This window comes from Streptomyces sp. NPDC005931, assembly GCF_042871235.1.
Lineage (GTDB): Bacteria > Actinomycetota > Actinomycetes > Streptomycetales > Streptomycetaceae > Streptomyces.
The window spans coordinates 450,975-467,695 of record NZ_JBIAIG010000001.1 but is presented as its reverse complement, the minus strand read 5'-3'; the positions used below and the strand labels follow the sequence as shown (position 1 = coordinate 467,695).

The 16,721-nt window shown below is 69.7% G+C and carries 17 protein-coding genes and 3 pseudogenes; 13 read left to right on the top strand and 7 right to left on the bottom strand.

Annotated elements, in window-relative coordinates; all coding sequences use genetic code 11:
* Positions 1-157: 157 nt before the first annotated feature.
* Positions 158-1,064: pseudogene (locus ACFYOV_RS02085) on the top strand (MFS transporter); the annotation flags it as partial.
* Positions 1,065-1,124: 60 nt separating this feature from the next.
* Here the strand turns inward: ACFYOV_RS02085 and ACFYOV_RS02080 are convergent.
* Together ACFYOV_RS02080 and ACFYOV_RS02075 are read right to left on the bottom strand one after the other, a co-directional pair.
* Positions 1,125-1,457: a metal-sensitive transcriptional regulator gene (locus ACFYOV_RS02080; RefSeq protein ID WP_389081637.1), complete on the bottom strand. Its 333-nt coding sequence runs from the start codon at positions 1,455-1,457 to the stop codon at positions 1,125-1,127.
* Positions 1,454-4,255 carry a heavy metal translocating P-type ATPase gene (locus ACFYOV_RS02075; protein ID WP_389081634.1) on the bottom strand — a complete coding sequence of 934 codons (2,802 nt, stop codon included), beginning with the start codon at positions 4,253-4,255 and terminating at the stop codon, positions 1,454-1,456. Before ACFYOV_RS02075 ends, ACFYOV_RS02080 begins: the two co-directional genes overlap by 4 nt.
* Before the next feature lie 215 nt (positions 4,256-4,470).
* Here ACFYOV_RS02075 and ACFYOV_RS02070 point away from each other — a divergent pair, with 215 nt between their 5' ends.
* The 9 genes and pseudogenes from ACFYOV_RS02070 (at position 4,471) to ACFYOV_RS02030 (ending at position 10,733) form a co-directional block, all read left to right on the top strand.
* Positions 4,471-4,734, top strand: coding sequence for an SHOCT domain-containing protein (locus ACFYOV_RS02070; protein ID WP_389081632.1), 264 nt, complete (start codon positions 4,471-4,473; stop codon positions 4,732-4,734).
* Between the two features lie 45 nt (positions 4,735-4,779).
* On the top strand, positions 4,780-5,034 hold the full coding sequence (locus ACFYOV_RS02065) for a DUF2933 domain-containing protein (RefSeq protein WP_389081629.1): 255 nt from the start codon (positions 4,780-4,782) through the stop codon (positions 5,032-5,034).
* A 338-nt stretch (positions 5,035-5,372) separates the two neighbouring features.
* Positions 5,373-5,456 (top strand): annotated as a pseudogene (locus tag ACFYOV_RS02060) (PspA/IM30 family protein); the annotation flags it as partial.
* A 69-nt stretch (positions 5,457-5,525) separates the two neighbouring features.
* A complete protein-coding gene (gene htpX / locus ACFYOV_RS02055; protein ID WP_389081627.1) occupies positions 5,526-6,440 on the top strand; it encodes a zinc metalloprotease HtpX in 915 nt (304 codons plus the stop codon).
* Between the two features lie 17 nt (positions 6,441-6,457).
* On the top strand, positions 6,458-7,036 hold the full coding sequence (locus tag ACFYOV_RS02050; protein ID WP_389081625.1) for a hypothetical protein: 579 nt from the start codon (positions 6,458-6,460) through the stop codon (positions 7,034-7,036).
* A gap of 35 nt (positions 7,037-7,071) precedes the next feature.
* Positions 7,072-7,749: an ATP-binding cassette domain-containing protein gene (locus tag ACFYOV_RS02045; protein ID WP_389081623.1), complete on the top strand. Its 678-nt coding sequence runs from the start codon at positions 7,072-7,074 to the stop codon at positions 7,747-7,749.
* Complete coding sequence (locus tag ACFYOV_RS02040; protein WP_389081621.1) at positions 7,746-9,236, top strand: ABC transporter permease; 1,491 nt, start codon at positions 7,746-7,748, stop codon at positions 9,234-9,236. The genes ACFYOV_RS02045 and ACFYOV_RS02040 overlap by 4 nt, the downstream gene beginning before the upstream one ends.
* A 583-nt stretch (positions 9,237-9,819) precedes the next feature.
* Positions 9,820-10,332, top strand: a complete 513-nt coding sequence (locus ACFYOV_RS02035) for a hypothetical protein (RefSeq protein ID WP_389081619.1) — start codon at positions 9,820-9,822, stop codon at positions 10,330-10,332.
* Positions 10,333-10,358: 26 nt separating this feature from the next.
* Positions 10,359-10,733 (top strand): hypothetical protein, encoded by a 375-nt coding sequence (locus ACFYOV_RS02030; protein ID WP_389081617.1) that lies wholly within the window; start codon positions 10,359-10,361, stop codon positions 10,731-10,733.
* 181 nt (positions 10,734-10,914) lie between these two features.
* Here ACFYOV_RS02030 and ACFYOV_RS02025 read toward each other — a convergent pair whose 3' ends face one another.
* From ACFYOV_RS02025 to ACFYOV_RS02005, 5 genes are all read right to left on the bottom strand, one after another.
* Positions 10,915-11,403: a hypothetical protein gene (locus tag ACFYOV_RS02025; RefSeq protein ID WP_389081614.1), complete on the bottom strand. Its 489-nt coding sequence runs from the start codon at positions 11,401-11,403 to the stop codon at positions 10,915-10,917.
* Between the two features lie 124 nt (positions 11,404-11,527).
* On the bottom strand, positions 11,528-12,163 hold the full coding sequence (locus ACFYOV_RS02020) for a DUF305 domain-containing protein (RefSeq protein ID WP_389081612.1): 636 nt from the start codon (positions 12,161-12,163) through the stop codon (positions 11,528-11,530).
* A gap of 117 nt (positions 12,164-12,280) precedes the next feature.
* Entirely contained in the window at positions 12,281-12,604 is a 324-nt protein-coding gene (locus tag ACFYOV_RS02015) for a DUF6153 family protein (protein ID WP_389082423.1), read from the bottom strand.
* A 365-nt stretch (positions 12,605-12,969) separates the two neighbouring features.
* On the bottom strand, positions 12,970-13,887 hold the full coding sequence (locus ACFYOV_RS02010; protein ID WP_389081609.1) for a DUF5134 domain-containing protein: 918 nt from the start codon (positions 13,885-13,887) through the stop codon (positions 12,970-12,972).
* 147 nt (positions 13,888-14,034) lie between these two features.
* Positions 14,035-14,622, bottom strand: coding sequence for a TetR/AcrR family transcriptional regulator (locus ACFYOV_RS02005; protein ID WP_389081607.1), 588 nt, complete (start codon positions 14,620-14,622; stop codon positions 14,035-14,037).
* A 125-nt stretch (positions 14,623-14,747) separates the two neighbouring features.
* Here ACFYOV_RS02005 and ACFYOV_RS02000 point away from each other — a divergent pair, with 125 nt between their 5' ends.
* From ACFYOV_RS02000 to ACFYOV_RS01990, 3 genes and pseudogenes are all read left to right on the top strand, one after another.
* Positions 14,748-14,993 carry a hypothetical protein gene (locus ACFYOV_RS02000; RefSeq protein ID WP_389081604.1) on the top strand — a complete coding sequence of 82 codons (246 nt, stop codon included), beginning with the start codon at positions 14,748-14,750 and terminating at the stop codon, positions 14,991-14,993.
* Positions 14,990-15,538: a hypothetical protein gene (locus tag ACFYOV_RS01995; RefSeq protein ID WP_389081602.1), complete on the top strand. Its 549-nt coding sequence runs from the start codon at positions 14,990-14,992 to the stop codon at positions 15,536-15,538. The genes ACFYOV_RS02000 and ACFYOV_RS01995 overlap by 4 nt, the downstream gene beginning before the upstream one ends.
* Positions 15,539-16,060: 522 nt before the next feature.
* Positions 16,061-16,573, top strand: a pseudogene (locus ACFYOV_RS01990) (SMI1/KNR4 family protein); the annotation flags it as partial.
* Positions 16,574-16,721 lie beyond the last annotated feature (148 nt).

The window sequence follows — 16,721 nt, the reverse complement described above, 5'->3', positions numbered from 1 at the left end:
CGTCGCGATCTTCCCCGACGGCCCGCAGCATTACCTGGGAACGGTCTACGACGACGACTACTGCGCTGCCCACGGCCTGCTGGACTCGCCTCCGGCGCCCGAACCGGAGCTGATCGGCCGCTTGGACGAGAAGGAGGTCACCCGCTGGACCCGGTGCACGCTTGGCCTGGCCGGCTGGATCGTGGGACTCGTCCTTGGCGTACGGAACTTCAGCCAGCAGGGCATGTTCCTGGTCGGCGGTACGCTCGCCGACCGGCTGGGCTACAAGCCGATGATCGTCGCCGGCTGCGTGCTGCGCACCCTCGGCTTCGCCACGCTCGGGCTCGTCGACTCCCTTCCCGCACTGCTCGCCGCCTCCGCGGCCACAGGGCTGGCCGGTGCGCTGTTCAACCCGGCCGTACGGGCGTACCTCGCGGCCGACGCGGGGGAGCGCAGGGTCGAGGCGTTCGCGTTGTTCAACGTGTTCTACCAGGCGGGCATCCTGCTGGGCCCGCTGGTGGGCATGGTGCTGACCGGGGTGGACTTCCGTGTCACCTGCCTGGTGGCGGCTGGCATCTTCACGCTGCTGAGCGTCGTACAGATCCGTGCGCTGCCGGCCCGGCGGGCCCACGACACCAAGCGGCAAGGGAGCGACGGCGGTCAGGGTGTGCTCGCCCAGTGGCGCGGCATCCTCGCCAACCGGCCGTTCCTGTTCTTCTCCGTCGCCATGATCGGCTCGTACGTCCTGTCCTTCCAGGTCTAACGGGCGCTGCCGCTGGAGGTGCGCCGGCTCGGCGGGGGCGGGGAGTTCGGCACGGCGGCGGTCGCGGTGCTCTTTGCTGTTTCCGGGCTGAGCACGATCATCGGTCAGACGCGGCTCACGGCGTGGTGCAAGGAACGGTACGAGCCCGGGCAGGCGCTCGTGCGTGGGTTGGCGGTCATGGGCCTGGCCTTCCTGCCTCTGCTGCCGGCCACCGCCGTGCCCGTACCGGAGTCCAGGGTCGGGCTGTGGCTGCTCGCGCGGGCCGCCGACGCTTGCTGCGCTGCTGCTGGCCGTCGGCACGATGATCGCCTACCCGTTTAAGCATTGGGGGTAGATGGGCGACTGGGCAGTGGCGAGGTGCGAACACCCATGATGACGCGGGCTACAGACGCAGTGCACGGCGCAAGGTGGCGTTGAGTTCTACGAATTTCTCCTCAGCGTGGACCGTGTCGGTGCGGGCGGCGTCGGTGACGCAGCCGCGGACGTGGTCGTCGAGGAGGCCCAGGGCGACTTCCTGCAGGGCGTGGCCGGCGGCGCTGATCTGGGTGAGGACATCGATGCAGTAGCGGTCGTCGGTGACCATGCGGGAGATGCCCCGTATCTGGCCTTCGATCTTGTGCAGGCGAGCCAGGTGGTCGGCCTTGTTGTCGGCGTAACCGGGTGCCTCGGTGTGCCGTTCGTGCGCGTGGCGAGGGGTGGCTGGAGTCGTGGTCATCGGGGTTCGCCTCCCTCTTGCATACCGCCGGAAGTGGGGGCCGTATAGAGGTCCGGGTCGCCATCGAACGTGGCGGCGCACTGGGCGGAGCAGAAGTAGTAGGTGCCGTGCTCGGTTTGCCGGTGTTCGGCGGCGGTCGCCTTGTCCACCTGCATGCCGCACACGGGGTCCGCGACCATGCTGTCGCCGTCGCTCCTTGGGGCAGGGTGATGGCCGGGCTCCGCCATGGCGGCCGTGCTCTCGGCCGGGGCACGGTCGGCGAAGGTCTCGACCCGGGGCCGGACGCCATCGAGTTGGGCGTCGGGCAGCGGCTGGGGGTGCCAGCGGCGCAGCCGGGAGGCGTTGGTGACGACCGACAGGGAGCTGAGCGCCATGGCCGCGGCGGCGATGATGGGGCTCAGGCGCAGGCCCCACAGCGGGTACAGGGCGCCTGCGGCGAGGGGGACGCCGACGGCGTTGTAGACCAGGGCGAAGAACAGGTTCTGCCGGATGTTGCGCATCGTCGCCCGCGACAGCCGGATCGCCGTGACCACGCCGCTCAGGGATCCGGAGATCAGGGTGATGTCGGCGGCCTCGATGGCCACGTCGGTGCCGGTGCCGATGGCCAGGCCGACGTCGGCGGCGGCCAGGGCGGGTGCGTCGTTGATGCCGTCGCCGACCATGCCGACGGTGCGGCCCTCGCCCTGCAGGCGGCGGATCTCGTCGGCCTTGTGCTCGGGCAACACCTCGGCCAGCACCCGGTCCACGCCGACCTGGGCGGCGATCGCGGCAGCGGTGCGGGCGTTGTCTCCGGTGATGATGACGACGTCGATGCCCAGGCGCTGGAGGGCGGCGATGGCGGCGGTGGAGTCGTCCTTGACGGTGTCGGCGACGGCCAGAACACCGGCGGGACGTCCGTCCACCGCGGCGAGCACGGGGGTCCTGCCCTCGGCCGACAGGCGGGCGGCGACGGGGGTCAGGGCGGTGGTGTCGATGCCGACGTCGCCCAGCAGCCGGGCGGTGCCGACCAGGACGGCGCGTCCGTCGACGGTGGCCTGGACGCCTTTGCCGGTGACCGAGTCGAAGCCGGTCGCCGTCGGTGGGCGAAGGCCGCGGTCGCGGACGCCGGTGACGATGGCCTGGGCGAGGGGGTGTTCGCTGTCGGTCTCCGCGGCGGCCACCAGGCGCAGCAGTTCTGATTCGTCGAATCCGTCGGCGGTGTGGATGTCGGTCAGGACGGGCTTGCCCTCGGTGACGGTGCCGGTCTTGTCCAGGACCACGGTGTCCAGCTTGTGTGCGGTTTCCAGGGCTTCGGCGGAGCGGATCAGGATGCCGGCCTGGGCGCCCTTGCCGGTGCCGACCATCACCGACAGGGGGGTGGCGAGGCCGAGCGCGCACGGGCAGGCGATGATCAGCACCGCGACCGCCGACACCAGCGCCAGGGTCAGCGCGGGCGACGGTCCGAGGGTGAACCAGACGGCGAAGGTGCCGATCGCGATGGCGATGACCGCGGGCACGAAGTATGCGGACACGGCGTCGGCGAGCCGCTGGATGGGGGCCTTGGACGCCTGGGCCTGCTGAACGAGGCGGATGATCTGGGCGAGCATCGTGTCGGAGCCGACCTTGGCCGCCCGCACCCGTAGCGAGCCGGTGCCGTTGACGGTGGCCCCGATGGCCGTGTCCCCGGCGTGCTTGGTCACCGGCATGGGCTCGCCGGTGACCATCGACTCGTCGACCGCGGAGGAGCCGGAGAGCACCTCGGCGTCGACGGGGATCTTCTCTCCGGGACGGATGACGATCTCGTCCCCGACCACGACGTCCTCGATGGGTATCTCGGACTCGGCGCCGTCGCGCACCACTCGTGCGGTGCGCGCCTGCAGGCCCAGCAGGGCGCGAATGGCCTCGCCGGTGCCGGCCTTCGCGCGCGCCTCCAGCAACCGTCCGAGCAGGATCAGGGTCAGGATCACGCCGACGGCCTCGTAATAGACCTCGCGCACGGCCTCGGGCAGCAGGCCGGGGGCGAGGGTGACCAGGAGGCTGTAGCCGTAGGCGGCACTCGTCCCGAGGGTGATCAGGGAGTTCATGTCGGCGGCGCGGTGGCGCAGGGTCAGCCAGCCCGTCACATGGATCGGCCACCCGGTGTAGAACATCACCGGTGTGATCAGCGCCAGCTGCAGCCAGTGGTTCAGCATCCATTCCGGCACCCAGTCCGCACCGAAGAGTTCGTGCGCCATCACGGCGAACAGCACCGGGGCGGTGAGCACTGCGCCGAGCAGTACCCGGCGGGTGAGGTCCTTGATTTCCGTCTGTCGTTCGGCGGCGTCCGCGGCCTCCGCCTCGGCCGCCGTGCGCTCCTCATCCGGAGGTGGCCCGCCGGTCGGAGGAGCAGGAGGAGGGGTAGCCGTGGTGCCGGCGCCGTCCGGGGTGGGCGGTGCGGAGCCCTCTGCGGGTTCGACGAGCAGCGTGCCGTGGATCATGTTCATGCCGCAGGCGAAACCGAAGGAGCCCGGCCGGTCCGGGTTCAGCCGCACGGTGGTTCGTGCGTGTGCCGGCAGCCCGGCCCCAACCTTGAGATCGGGGAAGACGACACGGGAGGTGCACTCGCCGGCCTCCTGCCGGTCGAAGACCAGCTCCACAGGTGTCCCCTCACGGACTTTGATCAGGTCGGGGCTGTAGCCGCCCCGCACTGTCACCTCTACCCGCTGCACGCCGCCTTCCAGGCGGGCGGCGCCGGCCCGGCGGGTTCCGAAGAAGAACCAGCCGAGCACAGCGACCAGCACGGTCGAGGCCAGGATCACTGCGACGTCGACGGCACCCATGGTCTTCTCGCCTCCCTCGGCGGGTCACTGTCCAGCCTGCGCTTCTGTACCCCTGCCGGGTAGGGGCTGAACGGCCCGCCGGTCCTGGACCGTCCGGCCCAAGTGCGCCACCTGTTAGGGACAACAATGGAGGTGAGGGCAGCAGCAGCTCGCCCCGGACGGCGGGCTCCGCGCCCGTACCAGCCGCCGACAAGAGCCGAAGCAGGTGAGTGGCGATGATGTTCTGGTACGACCACGACGTCAGCGGGTGGGGCTGGTTCGGGATGTCGATCGGCATGCTCCTGTTCTGGGCGCTGATCATCACAGCACTTGTCCTGGTCTTCCGTGCCGCCAACCGGTCCCACGAACACACCCACACCCCCGCCGCACCCACACCGCAGCAGATCCTCAGCGAGCGGTTCGCCTGCGGGGAGATCGACGAAGAGGAGTACCGGCGTCGCCTGAACGCGATACACGCCGGCCCTCTCACCCGACCCTGAACACGGCCGCACCCCGTGGCCTCGGCCCCCTGAAGGAGGCCCGTCATGAACGACAAGCGCAACTACGGCATGTACGCTCTCGCCGCTGCGATCGTCGTCGTCGGCGCCCTGACCGTCGGCGTATCGCTGGAAAGCCTCGTCTGGCTCGCCCTCGTCGCTGCCTGCCCGCTGATGATGTTCTTCATGATGAAGGGCATGCACGGCCAGGGCATGCACGGCGCACACGACCAGCACCGTGACGAGCGGGATGAGGACCCGCTGCGCAAGCACGACCACCACACCGGGCCCGGGCGGCCCTGACCGCCCGGCCCGGGAAGGGGGGCGAGTGCCCATGGCGGCTGTGATCGCATCGTTGGCCGGGGCGCTGATCCTGGCGGGCATCGTCTACGACAACTCTGCGTGATACCCGCGCCGCGCAGGGCGCGGCAGCGGCCGGGAGGATGCCGTGACCGGCCCGAGGCACGCACCGGCCGGGGCGGGTGGAGCTGCCAGGCCGGGAGTGTGCCCCGACAATGGAAGAACCATGGTCGGTGCTGTGAGCCGCGATGGCAGGTGCCGTCGCGCAGGTTCGCGCAGACGGCCCGGCCGGTCTCTCCCCTATCACCCAGAGTCGGAGAGGCGAAAGGAAGGCTGTTGTCATGACCAGCATCACTCACCGCATCGCCGCCCTGTTCCGGATCAAGGCCAACAAGGCGCTGGACCGGGCCGAGGACCCGCGCGAGGAGACACCAGCCTCACGCAAGTACGCGAACTGCTGTCCGACGAGGGCCTGATCCCGGGATGAGGACGCGATGCGCAGCCGCTTTGAGCCCGACCGGCAGCTGACCACCCGCATGGTGGCCACGATGTTCCTGCTCGGGCTGGTGTACGTGGCGTTCATCGCCGCGCTGATCGTGCTGCTCAAGTCCGTTGTCCTGGTGGTCGTCATCGCCGCCGGGCTGCTGGCCGCGCAGTACTGGTATTCGGACCGGATCGCCCTCTACGCGATGCGCGGCCGACTCGTCACAGCCGAGGAACAACCCCAACTGCACGGCGTCATCGACCGGCTGTGTGCCACCGCGGACATGCCCAAACCCCAGGTTGCCCTCTCCGAGCTGGACCTGCCGAACGCGTTCGCCACCGGCCGCAACGCCGACCACGCCGTAGTCTGCGTCACCACCGGACTGCAGCGCCGCCTGACGGCCGAGGAACTCGAAGGCGTCCTCGCCCACGAACTCTCCCATGTCGCGCACCGTGACGTGGCGGTGATCACCATCGCCTCGTTCCTGGGGGTGATCGCGGGACTCGTCGTCCGCTTCGCCTTCTACTCCCAGTTGTTCGGCGGACGCAATCGGGACCAGAACACCGCCGCCGCACTCGCAGCGGTCATGGCGGTCTCGGCGCTCGTCTACGCGCTGAGCTTCCTGCTCATCCGAGCGCTCTCCCGCTACCGCGAACTGGCCGCCGACCGCGCCGCAGCCATGCTGACCGCGAAGCCCTCCGCGCTGGCCTCGGCTCTCACCAAGGTCAGCGGGGACATCGCCCGTATCCCCAGCCAGGACCTGCGCACCGCCCAGGCGTTCAACGCGTTCTTCTTCACCCCCGCCCTCGGCCCCGGGACCGTGGTGGCCAACCTGTTCTCCACCCACCCCAGCCTGGAACGCCGCTTGGAGGCCCTCGCGGAGATCTCCGCCGAGCTGGGCGAACCGGGCAGCCGGACGTCATGAGAAGGAGCTGAGAACCCGTGGGCTTCCTGGATTCCCTGCTCGGCCGGTCCAAGCCGGTCAAGCCCGACCTGGACCAACTCTTCGGCCTGCCTTCGGCGGCGATCACGCTCCAGGCGGCCATCGGTCTCACCCCGACCGGTGCGGGCTCGGTGTGCTTCGCCTCCGTCGAGGGCGGGGCCTTCGCACAAGTCCAGCAGGAGGTACGGGCCCTGCTGGACGCGGACTCCGAACGGGCTGGTGCACCGGTGGAGTTCAGTCGTGACGACTACGGGTACTCATGGCTGCTCTCTCGCCGGGATCCCGACAACCTGCCCGCGCTGGTGGGCGATCTGCACGCGGTGAACACCGCGCTGCAGGACAGTGGCTTCGGACCGCAACTGCTGTGCTCCCTGGTCTCCTTCCGCGACGCCGAGCTGCGCCCCATGGCGTTGGTCTACCTCTACAAACGCGGCACCTTCTACCCCTTCGCGCCGCTGCCCGGCGAGAAACGCGACAACCCGCTGGAACTGCAGGTCAAGGCAGTGATCAAGGACGACCTGCGCATCGAGCAGGACCTGAGCCGCTGGTTCCCGCTGTGGGGCGCCCCCGGTCTGTGAAGGGGCGGCGAGGTCATCCGGTCCGGAGGTCACACATGAACGAAGCCGGCGCCCGTCGTGACGACGGGCCACCTGACGACCGGGCGGTACTGGTGGCGGCCGGGATAGAGAAATCCTACCGGCGCGGTGTGTGGCCCGCCCAGCGGCAGGTGCGGGTGCTGCAAGGGGTTGACCTGGCGCTCGCCCCCGGCGAGGTGGTCGGCCTGGTCGGGGAGAACGGGTCCGGCAAGAGCACCCTGATGAAGATCCTGGTCGGGGCCCTGTCCGCCGACGCCGGCACGGTGACCCGCAGCGGACGGCTGGGCTACTGTCCGCAGGAGCCGGTCGTCTACGAACGCCTCACCTGCGACGAACACTTCGAACTCTTCGGCCGCGCCTACGGTCTGACCGACCAGGTCGAGCGCCGCGCTCGCCGGAAGCTCTATGAAGCGTTGGGGTTCGAGCGGTACGCCCCCACGCGCACCGACCGCCTGTCCGGCGGGACCCGCTCCAAGCTGAACCTGGCCCTGGCGCTGCTGGCCGACCCGGAGGTGCTGCTGCTGGACGAGCCGTACGCCGGGTTCGACTTCGACACCTACCTGAGATTCTGGGAGCTGGTCGGCGAACGCCGCCGGACGGGACGCTCAGTGCTGATCATCAGTCACTTCGTTACCGACGAAGAACGCTTCGACCGGATCATTCAGCTGCGGGACGGACGGGCGGTGCGCCGATGACGACCACGCTGTTCGAACGGCGCTTCCTGGCCGAGGCCGCCCGCACCCCCGTGAACCTGCTGGTGCTCATCCTGGTGCCGGTGGTGTTCGTCGTGATGGCCGCCCGCCCCTTGGCTGACGCGGCCGAACTGCTCGGCGGCCCCGGCGGGCCGGCCCTGCAGACCGCCACGGCCGGATGGGCCGCGGGGTTCATCGCCGCGATCGCCATGTACTTCCAGATGCGCGCCGCCCGCGCCGCCGACCGCCGCCTGGTCCTGGCCGGGCTCACCCCTGCACGGCTGGTGGCAGCCCGCCTGACGACCGGCCTGGGCCTGGCGCTGATCGCCACAGCGGCGGCCCTGCTCGCTCTGACGGCGCGCACCGGAATCGGTGACGATCCGGGGCGGGTCCTGGCCGGAACGCTGATGTACGCGGTGATCTACCTGGCGATCGGGGCACTGGTCGGCACCCTGGTCAGCAGCCCGGTCAACGGCACCGTGCTGGTGCTGTTCGTGTGGATCCTCGATGTGTTCTTCGGCCCCGTGCTGCGCGCGGCCGACAGTCCGGTGACCCGTGTCCTGCCGACGCATTTCGTGACCCTGTGGATGGTGGAGCTGCCCTCCCGGCACAGCGGACGCATCGGAGATCTCGGCTGGGCCCTGGCCTGGGCTGCAACCGCCATGGTGATCAGCTGGACAGTGATCACTGCCGCCAGCCGCACCGCCCGGTCCCGCCACCGCACCCGGCCCGGGTCAGCTGCGGGACAACTGTCCGTCGGGGTGCGGACGGGGCTGCGGGAAGCGGCCCGCAACCGGGTGCTGTGGGCGCTGCTCATCGCCGTACCCGTCGTCTTCGTTCTCCTCGCGGTGGCCACCACCCCCCAGGAGTCCACCACCCTGACCGTGCGTGAAAGCGGCCGCACCCTCTCCCAGGAGGCGTGGCTGCCCGACATCCACGGTGGCGTCATGGCCCCGATCGCCATCGCCTCCCTGGCCACGCTGGCCGGGCTGTTCACCGTGCTGGACGCCCGCTCCGGAGACCGGCGCCTGGCCCTCGCGGGCTTCCGCCCCCTGACGCTGCTCGCCTCCCGCCTGGCCGTCGTCGCACTCGGCGGGCTGCTGGTGACCGCCGCGTCCCTCGCCGTCACCGCCACCGTCTTCGATGCCCGCCAATGGAGCCTGTACATCGCCGCAAGCGTCCTGATCGCGCTCACCTACGCCCTCATCGGCGTCCTGCTCGGCCCGCTCTTCGGCCGGGTCGGCGGCGTACTCATCGCCTTCCTGCTGCCCTTCATCGACCTCGGCATCGAACAAAGCCCGATGCTCCGCTCCGCCCCGCCCGGCTGGGCCCACGCACTGCCCGGCTACGGCGCCAGCCGGGTCGTGATCGACGCCGCTCTCACCCCCACCTTCGACGAAACCGGCCCCCTACTGATCGCCCTCGCATGGCTGGCCGCCCTCACCACCGCAGCGGCCGTCCTGTTCCGCCGCACCTCCACCCCCCGATGACACCCCCGCACCCACGACGGCTTCGGGTTGTCCTTCAGATGAACCGCAAGGCGGTTGGCGGTAGCGCCGTGGCGGGCGCCCCCAAGTACGGCGAACCTGAGTACGCCCAGCCCGCCTCCGGCTGCACCCAGCCGACGACAACCTCGAATCGAAAGGCCGGCCCCGCATGTCACTCACCTCGCCACACCGGGGCCGCACCGCACTCGCCATGGGAAACGTCTGTGCTCTGCTCACCCTGGTCGGCTGCTCGAACGGTGACAGTAACAACCCCGCAGTGTCGTCCCTGGCGGGACAAGAATTGTGATCGAGAACTTCACCTTCAGCCCGACGAACCTGCAGGGCGCGCGACACGTGGTTCTGGGCCCTCATCGCCGTACGCCGCCCCTGGTCTGGGTTACGGGGTGACACCGGGGCCTCCCTCCGGGGGAGTCGGCCGGCCTGGCGCAACGGTGGCCCGCCTCTTCTCACGGTAGTCGCGGCGCGCCCGCACAGCTGAGCTGAACCATGGCGATAACGTCATCACTGCTCTCTCATTTGAGCAAATTGCCACTTTTCCATCAGTGCCGAAGCGAGGAGATGGGCTGTGAACTTCACCGAGCGCGAGTGGTGGACCCTCGTCCACGGCATGATCCTCGGCGCCGCCTTCCTGCTCGCCTTCGCCGGCGGGCTCGCCGAGCTGTACAGCCTCAAGCCCGCCCTGATGACGCGCGTGGGAGTGGTGGAGCGGATGCGGCGGGTGCGGATCGGTGTCACCGCCATGGCGGTGGCGGCATGGGCGACCGTGATCACCGGCACCTGGGTCGTCTATCCCTGGTACCGGGAGAGGACCCCGGACAGCCCCAGGTCACAGTTGCTCGCCGATCCGGACACGGCGGACTGGCACGAGTTCGGCATGGAGTGGAAGGAGCACATCGCCTGGCTCAGCCCGATCCTGGCCACCGCCGTCGTCTTCATCGTCTGGTACTACGGCCCCGGCCTGATCCGGCACAACCGGGTCCGCCGTACCACCATCACCCTGTTCGTCCTCGCCTTCGCCTTCGCGGCGGTGGCCGGGGCATTCGGCGCCTTCATCACCAAGGTGGAACCCGTCCTGTGACCAGACTCTGAAAGGAGACCGCCGACATGGAAGCCAAGAACGCGGCAACACCGTCCGGAGGCGGACGGGAAGAGGACTTTCCCCGTAGCGAGAAGGTGGAGGGGCCGATCTCGGCAGCGATCATCGCCGCAGGCGTGGGATGCACCGCACTGGGCGTCCTCACCACGCTCACCGAGGCCAGCACGGCGGTGCACGACGGCTTGGAGTGGAGCGACTCGGTCGGCCCACTGTCCGGCAAGGCCATCCTGGCCGTCGTCGTGTGGCTGCTGGCCTGGGCCGTCCTGCATGCCGCACTGCGCAACAAGCCGTTCGAAACCGTGCGCGCCCTCCTCATCAGCCTCGTGCTCATCGCCCTCGGGATCCTCGGAACCTTCCCCCCGTTCTTCCAGCTCTTCGCATAGACCCTGCGCTCATGGCCCTCAGCGGCCTCGGCATGGAAAGACCCTGATGCCGCATTCCCCGGCGTTCAGTGCCCGACCGTGGTGGACACGGGCAGGCGTCCGCTGAACGTCCTGCCGCCATCGCGGGATTCGTACACGCCGTCCTGAGGCGCGGCCAGGATGCGCTTGGCGTCGACGGCGGTCAGGGCCTGGGGCCGCCCGCCCGCAGCACGCCGCGGGTGCTGTCGTAGCCGTAGACGGTGTCGTTCGCGTACTCCAGGGAGTGGAAGTCGGTGGTGCCGCCCAGCGAGAGGGTCTTCCAGGTCCTGCCGGTGTCGGTGGACCGGATCAGGCCGCGGTTGCCGTGGCCGCCGCTGCCCTCGGCCGGGTGGCCGCTGCCGAGGAAGGTCTTCGGGCCGATGACGGTGAAGCCCATGTAGTCGGCCGTGTCACCGACCCGCTCGGCGGTACCGTTGTCGGCCACGGCGATGACGCCTTCGTGGGTGGCGACGTACAGGCGTCCGTCGGCCGGGTCGATACCCAGGCCATGGACGTGGCTGACGGCGAGGCTGCCGGAAGCGTCGGGCGAAGCCGTGTCGGACGAGGTGTCGTAGCTGGGAGAGCACGCGGCCAGTACGGCCGCGAGGACGGCCGCGGTGATGGCAGTGGCCGCGCGGGAAGGAATCCCCATGCTGGGGATCTCTCGGTGAGGCGCGAGGAGGAGTGGCGAGCAGGACTCAGGAATCGGCGCAGGACGTGCCCGCACAGGGGCTGGGCTGCGCGGATGCAGGCCCCAACCCCCGATGCGGGTGTCGTCAGCTCTTGCCGAGGAGCTTGTTCATCTCCTCGATCTCGGCGTTCTGCGCGGTGATGATGTCGTCGGCCATCTTCTTGGCCGGCCCGTACTGGCCCTTCTCCTTCTCGGTGGTGGCCATGTCCACGGCGCCCTCGTGGTGCTCGACCATCATGGTCAGGAACATCGAGTCGAAGCCCTTGCCGGACGCGTCCATCAGCTCGTCCATGTCCTCGGTGCCCATCATCCCGGGCATGCCGGAGGCGTCGGAATCTCCGTGGTCCATCCCGGGCATGGACGAGGGCACGTCCTCCCCCCACGCCTTCAGCCACCCGGACATGGTCCTGATCTCCGGATCCTGCGCCTTCTCGATGCGCGCGGCCAGGTCCTTGACCTCGCTGGAGGACGCGCGGCTCTCGGCCATCTGGGCCATCTGGATGGCCTGCTGGTGGTGCGGGATCATGCCCTGTGCGAAGGACACGTCCTGGTCGTTGTGTGCCTCGGCGGTGGCCTCAGTGCTCGCTGAGGCCGACTCCTTGGCCGCGGAGCCGGAGTCGGAGCTGCCGTCGTCGCTGCCACAGGCGGTGAGGACGAAAGCAGCGGTGACGGCCGCCGTGCCGAGCGCGGCGCGGCGGATCAGGGAACGGGTGCTGGTCATGCGGGAACTCCTGCGATGTGTGAGAGGGCGTGCGCGAAGTGCGCGGGACATGGCGAAGGGCCGTACGACCGCCGGCCGCGTTACCCGCGACAGCGACGGATACGGTTGGCCCTCGGCCTATATCCGCAGGAGTTGCAACTCGGCGAGCGATGGAGGCGCGCGACCACCCTCCGGTTCGGCCGCCATGGACAAGTGGCTGCCCGCCAGTTCCGCTGCCGGACCGCTGAGGTCGAGCGTCGGCGCGGGAAGGACCGGGCCTGCGCTCACGGCACCGGAGGAACACGTCGCATCGGCATGCTCCGCGTGCCCGCGGCCGTCACCGTCGCCATGGCAGACGGATTCCGCGGTCAGAACCACCGGGTCCGTATGATGCGCGGCGGAGGAGTGGGCGCAGTGATGACCGGTGGCGGCGGTTGTCCCGCCCGGTGCGAGGCTGTGCATGCCGAACAAGCCGGCCAGCAGCCCGAGCACCAGCAGCGCCGGCCACCACCTCGGGGGTGATGGCGCGCGGTGGTGCTGTGCATGGGCTGTCACAGCACTCATGTTACGAAACGAGGCGGTACAGAGGCTTGCCCTGCCGAGTACGCCATCGGCAGCCCCGACGGGCGGGCACGACGCGGGACAACTCGTCGCACAGACCCGCCGGCAAGACCGCGCACGTGGGTCGGCACGTCCATGCATCCTCGCGGAGGCCGCGGCCGCCATGCCTTGCGCCCAAACCGAGATGAGGTTGTTGGCAGCGGTCAGGCGCCGTCTGGGCGGAGAAGGACGACACCGCCGGCCGTCATGCCGGGGGGCGACGGGGGTCACGCGGCCATCATGACGAGCATGGTGCACATGGTGCCGCCCATGCCGATGTGGGCCGACAGGGCCGCGCCCGGTGACGTGCCGGGAGGGCGACGGCGGCTCCGGTTTCCCTCCGCCGCATGTGTCCGGCGCTTGGTCCTTCCCCGGCGGGCCTTGTCCCAGACGGAGAGGGCCAGGGATGCGACGAACACCACGATCGCGTCGGGCAGGGCGAGCAGGTGCCGCGCCCAGCGGCCCCTGCCTGTACCGCGGCCCGCACCCGCCCGCCGGTCGGTGCCGACGAGCCGCGCCCATACGGACGCGACGATCGAGAGCAGGAAGTACACGGCCAATGCGATCACTACCACACGCCACGCAGAGGCCGATCCTCCCGCGGCGGCGCTTTGGGCGGCGCCGGTCGTCATGTCGTGGGCGGTCATCCCCGAGGAGTGGCCAGTGCTGCCCGCGTCCCCGGCCATGCCCGCCATCTCGTGGCCGTGGACTGTCCCGGCGGATCCGTGCTTGTGCCCCTGCCCATGCCCCGTGCCGGCCATCGAGTGCCCGCTCAGAGCCAGGACCGGCCCGGAGTCGCTGCCCGGCATGGCCAGCGTCATGATGACCATGGCGGCACTGCCGATGATGTGATGCGCCCAGCGGCGGCCGTGCCGCCAGCCGTGCAGCCGAGCGTGGCGTATGGCCAGGACCACGCCACCGAGGCCCACGGCGGCGAACGCCGCCACCCACCGCAGGCTGTGGTCCCCGAAACTGGCGGCCGTCGCGGGCAGAAACATCGCAGCCATGCCGCCGGCCATGAGGACGTCGCCTCCGGCGGCGAACCGGGCCTCTCCGCTGTCGGCAGCGGCCAGTCGGGCTGCGCTCACGACGGCCACGAGTGCGGCCACCGCCGCCAGCGTCCAGGTCATAGCGGGACTTCCCATTGGTGCCCTCCGCGTCGACCGGCAATCGCCCCGCGCCGTATGCGCGAGCACGTCGACGTGCGTCGTCCTCTGGCTGCCGTCTACGGATGCCTTCAGTACGTAGTCGAGCCAAGAGGCGTTCACCAGAAGGGAGTTCCCCTGGAGGCCTCAGTGCTGTGGAGGGCGCATACCGGTGAGGGTGACCGTGACCAGGCGCCGCACGGCGGCCTCGGACGGCAGGGTTCGTGCTGCTGCGAGGGCGCTCAGGCAGAAGCGCGTGAGCTCGGCCGGCGGGATGTCGCCCCTGACGTCTCCTACCCCAGCTGCCTCTGTCACCAGCTCTTGGACCATGTGGTGAAGGTGCTGGTGCGCGTGGGCCAGGTGGTTGCCACTGTCCTGGTGCAGGAACGCGCCGAGGTCCGTGTCGTGGTGGCCGTGCGATTCGTGGGTGATGAGGGCGTAGGCCTCCAGCACCGCTTCGAGGCGGGCACCGGGTCCGTCGGTGCGGTCCCGGACTTCCGTCAGTTGGGCGAGGTGACCGGCGATCACGCGCGCGTGCCAGGCGTGCAGGATCGCTTCGACGTCCGGGAAGTACTTGTACAGCGTGGCCCGCCCGATACCGACCTTCTCCGCAATCTGCGACATCGTCACTGACAGCGGGCCCTTCTCAGTCGCCAGGGCGGCGGTGCTGTCCAGGATGGCGTCGCGCACGTCCCGGCGGTGCGCCTCGATCGTCTCGTTCCACAGCTTCGGCACGCGGAAAGCGTACGCGATGCCGACTGTGCGGCACTATGGTTTGACAGCGACAATGTGTATCGATAAATCTGGGGTCCTCCACACGGCACGCCGCCCAGGCCTGGGCGAGACAAGGAGAACCCCTCGTGGTGGATTCGTCCCAGGAGCCGGACGCTCGCGACAAGACCGGTGAGGCTTCCGTCAGCGGCCCGAGTGGGGGAGTGCCGCGCTGGGTGAAGGTGTCCGGGCTTGTCGCGCTGGTCGTGGTCCTTCTCGTCGTGGTCATGCTGCTGATCCCGGGCAACCACGGTCCGGGCCGTCACTTCGGCGGGCAGGCGCCGCTCGTCGGCGTCACTGCATCCGCCGGACCGGCCGCAGGGGGCACCGGATGACGATGCCGCCTCGCCTGCGCAAGGTGGCTCTCATCGTGCACGTCACGTCCTCGGTCGGCTGGCTTGGCGCGGTCCTTGCCTTTCTCGCCCTGTCCGTGATCGGCCTGACCAGCCAGGACCCGGCGACGGTACGCGGGGTGTACCTCGTGATGGAGCCGGCCGCCTGGTACGCCCTTGTCCCCCTGTCCTTCGCCGCGCTGCTCACCGGCATCGTCCAGTCGCTGGGTACGCCCTGGGGCCTCTTCCGGCACTACTGGGTGCTGTTCAAACTTCTGATCAACGCGGTTGCCACCGTCGTACTGCTGATCTACATGGAGACCTTCAGGTCGATGGCGCACATGGCAGCCGACCCGGATGCCGAGCTGTCCTCGGTGCGCAACTTCTCACCTGTGCTGCACTCCGTACTTGCGCTGGTCGTGCTGCTGCTCGCCATGATCCTTGCGGTGTACAAGCCGCGGGGCGTCACTCCGTTCGGGCAGCGAGAGCGGCGGACGCAGCGCGAGGGCCGTAGCACGCCGGGAGCGCTGTCCGTGCCTCAGGTGTGAGGGGGAGAGCGGCACCACTGAGGGGTGCAACAGCGGCTGTTCCGGGAGAGCGCATTTGCGCAACCAGGACACGCTGCGCGGCACCCAAGGCTTCAACTTCGCGTCGTTTACCGCCAGCCCGAGGCCCACGACGGCGGACTCTTCCTCACTCAGCCTCCACGGCGCGGGTTGTGGATTGAGTCCGACGGAGCAGTCACGGCGGCCGTGCCGCGACGCGGGACATGCTGGGCTGGGCCATGGAACGCTACTCCGGCGGCGCGTCCCGCAGGATCAGTGTCTTCGTGCTTACCGAAATCACGCTGGAGTACTTCCGGCTTGTCGACCAACACAAGAACGTGGACCAGGGGCCCATTTTTTCCGGCGGCTCAGGAGGGGTGTCCGGACCCCGGGGAGGGTTCTGCGAGGTTTCTGGAGCCGGCGTTGTCCGGATGCAGGCGCTGATCGGGGTGCCCTCGCGACGTCCGACGCACTGCGTGGCGCCGGCCACAGTTGTGCGCGCTGGAGACCCGTAGGGTCGCGGCCATGACCGACGACCAACAGCAGGAGCAGGCCGTGGCGGGCGCCTGGGCGAGGATCGAGGAGTGGCTGAGGAAGAACGCTCCACGCTCCCACCGGATGCTCCCTCCACCTGCCCCAGAGGCCGACATCCGTGCGGTTGAGCAGGAACTCGACCTCACGATCCCACCAGACCTCAAGGCCTTCTACCGCCTCCGCAACGGCACCGGTCATCCCGCTGACTTCGGTTGGACGCCCGAACCCGAGACCGGGCTCGCGCCTCAGGGCCAGGGGACAGCGTGGCTGCTGCCGATGAAGCACGCGATCCCCCCGGTGCAGCATCTGCCGAGCTGGGACGAAGGCCCTCACACCATCGGCAGGCCGACCGACCCCGCGCTGCGCTACCTCGCCTTCGCCGCGACCGACCGCAGCGGGCTCTACGGGCTGTTCACCGACTGCACCCCGGGGCCCGGCTACGGACGGATCGGCACGTTCGAAGAGGCCGGTGTCCCTGAGCTAGGGGTGTGGCCGTCGTTCGCCGACTACCTCATCGAAGTCGCCGATGCCCTGCACGAGAACCGTGGTGTGGAGTACGCGGACGGACGCCAGGACACGTCTGTGCCCGGACTCGTCGAACAGGCCTTGGTGTGGGACGGGCCTGTGTATCCGTCGGATGCGGACTGGGAAC

Bases quoted from the DNA above. Each gene is read 5' to 3' on its own strand.
- ACFYOV_RS02080 (WP_389081637.1), bottom strand. From the start codon at position 1,457: ATGACCACGACTCCAGCCACCCCTCGCCACGCGCACGAACGGCACACC.
- ACFYOV_RS02075 (WP_389081634.1), bottom strand. From the start codon at position 4,255: ATGGGTGCCGTCGACGTCGCAGTGATCCTGGCCTCGACCGTGCTGGTC.
- ACFYOV_RS02070 (WP_389081632.1), top strand. From the start codon at position 4,471: ATGATGTTCTGGTACGACCACGACGTCAGCGGGTGGGGCTGGTTCGGG.
- ACFYOV_RS02065 (WP_389081629.1), top strand. From the start codon at position 4,780: ATGAACGACAAGCGCAACTACGGCATGTACGCTCTCGCCGCTGCGATC.
- htpX (WP_389081627.1), top strand. From the start codon at position 5,526: ATGCGCAGCCGCTTTGAGCCCGACCGGCAGCTGACCACCCGCATGGTG.
- ACFYOV_RS02045 (WP_389081623.1), top strand. From the start codon at position 7,072: ATGAACGAAGCCGGCGCCCGTCGTGACGACGGGCCACCTGACGACCGG.
- ACFYOV_RS02040 (WP_389081621.1), top strand. From the start codon at position 7,746: ATGACGACCACGCTGTTCGAACGGCGCTTCCTGGCCGAGGCCGCCCGC.
- ACFYOV_RS02030 (WP_389081617.1), top strand. From the start codon at position 10,359: ATGGAAGCCAAGAACGCGGCAACACCGTCCGGAGGCGGACGGGAAGAG.
- ACFYOV_RS02025 (WP_389081614.1), bottom strand. From the start codon at position 11,403: ATGGGGATTCCTTCCCGCGCGGCCACTGCCATCACCGCGGCCGTCCTC.
- ACFYOV_RS02020 (WP_389081612.1), bottom strand. From the start codon at position 12,163: ATGACCAGCACCCGTTCCCTGATCCGCCGCGCCGCGCTCGGCACGGCG.
- ACFYOV_RS02015 (WP_389082423.1), bottom strand. From the start codon at position 12,604: ATGCACAGCCTCGCACCGGGCGGGACAACCGCCGCCACCGGTCATCAC.
- ACFYOV_RS02010 (WP_389081609.1), bottom strand. From the start codon at position 13,887: ATGGGAAGTCCCGCTATGACCTGGACGCTGGCGGCGGTGGCCGCACTC.
- ACFYOV_RS01995 (WP_389081602.1), top strand. From the start codon at position 14,990: ATGACGATGCCGCCTCGCCTGCGCAAGGTGGCTCTCATCGTGCACGTC.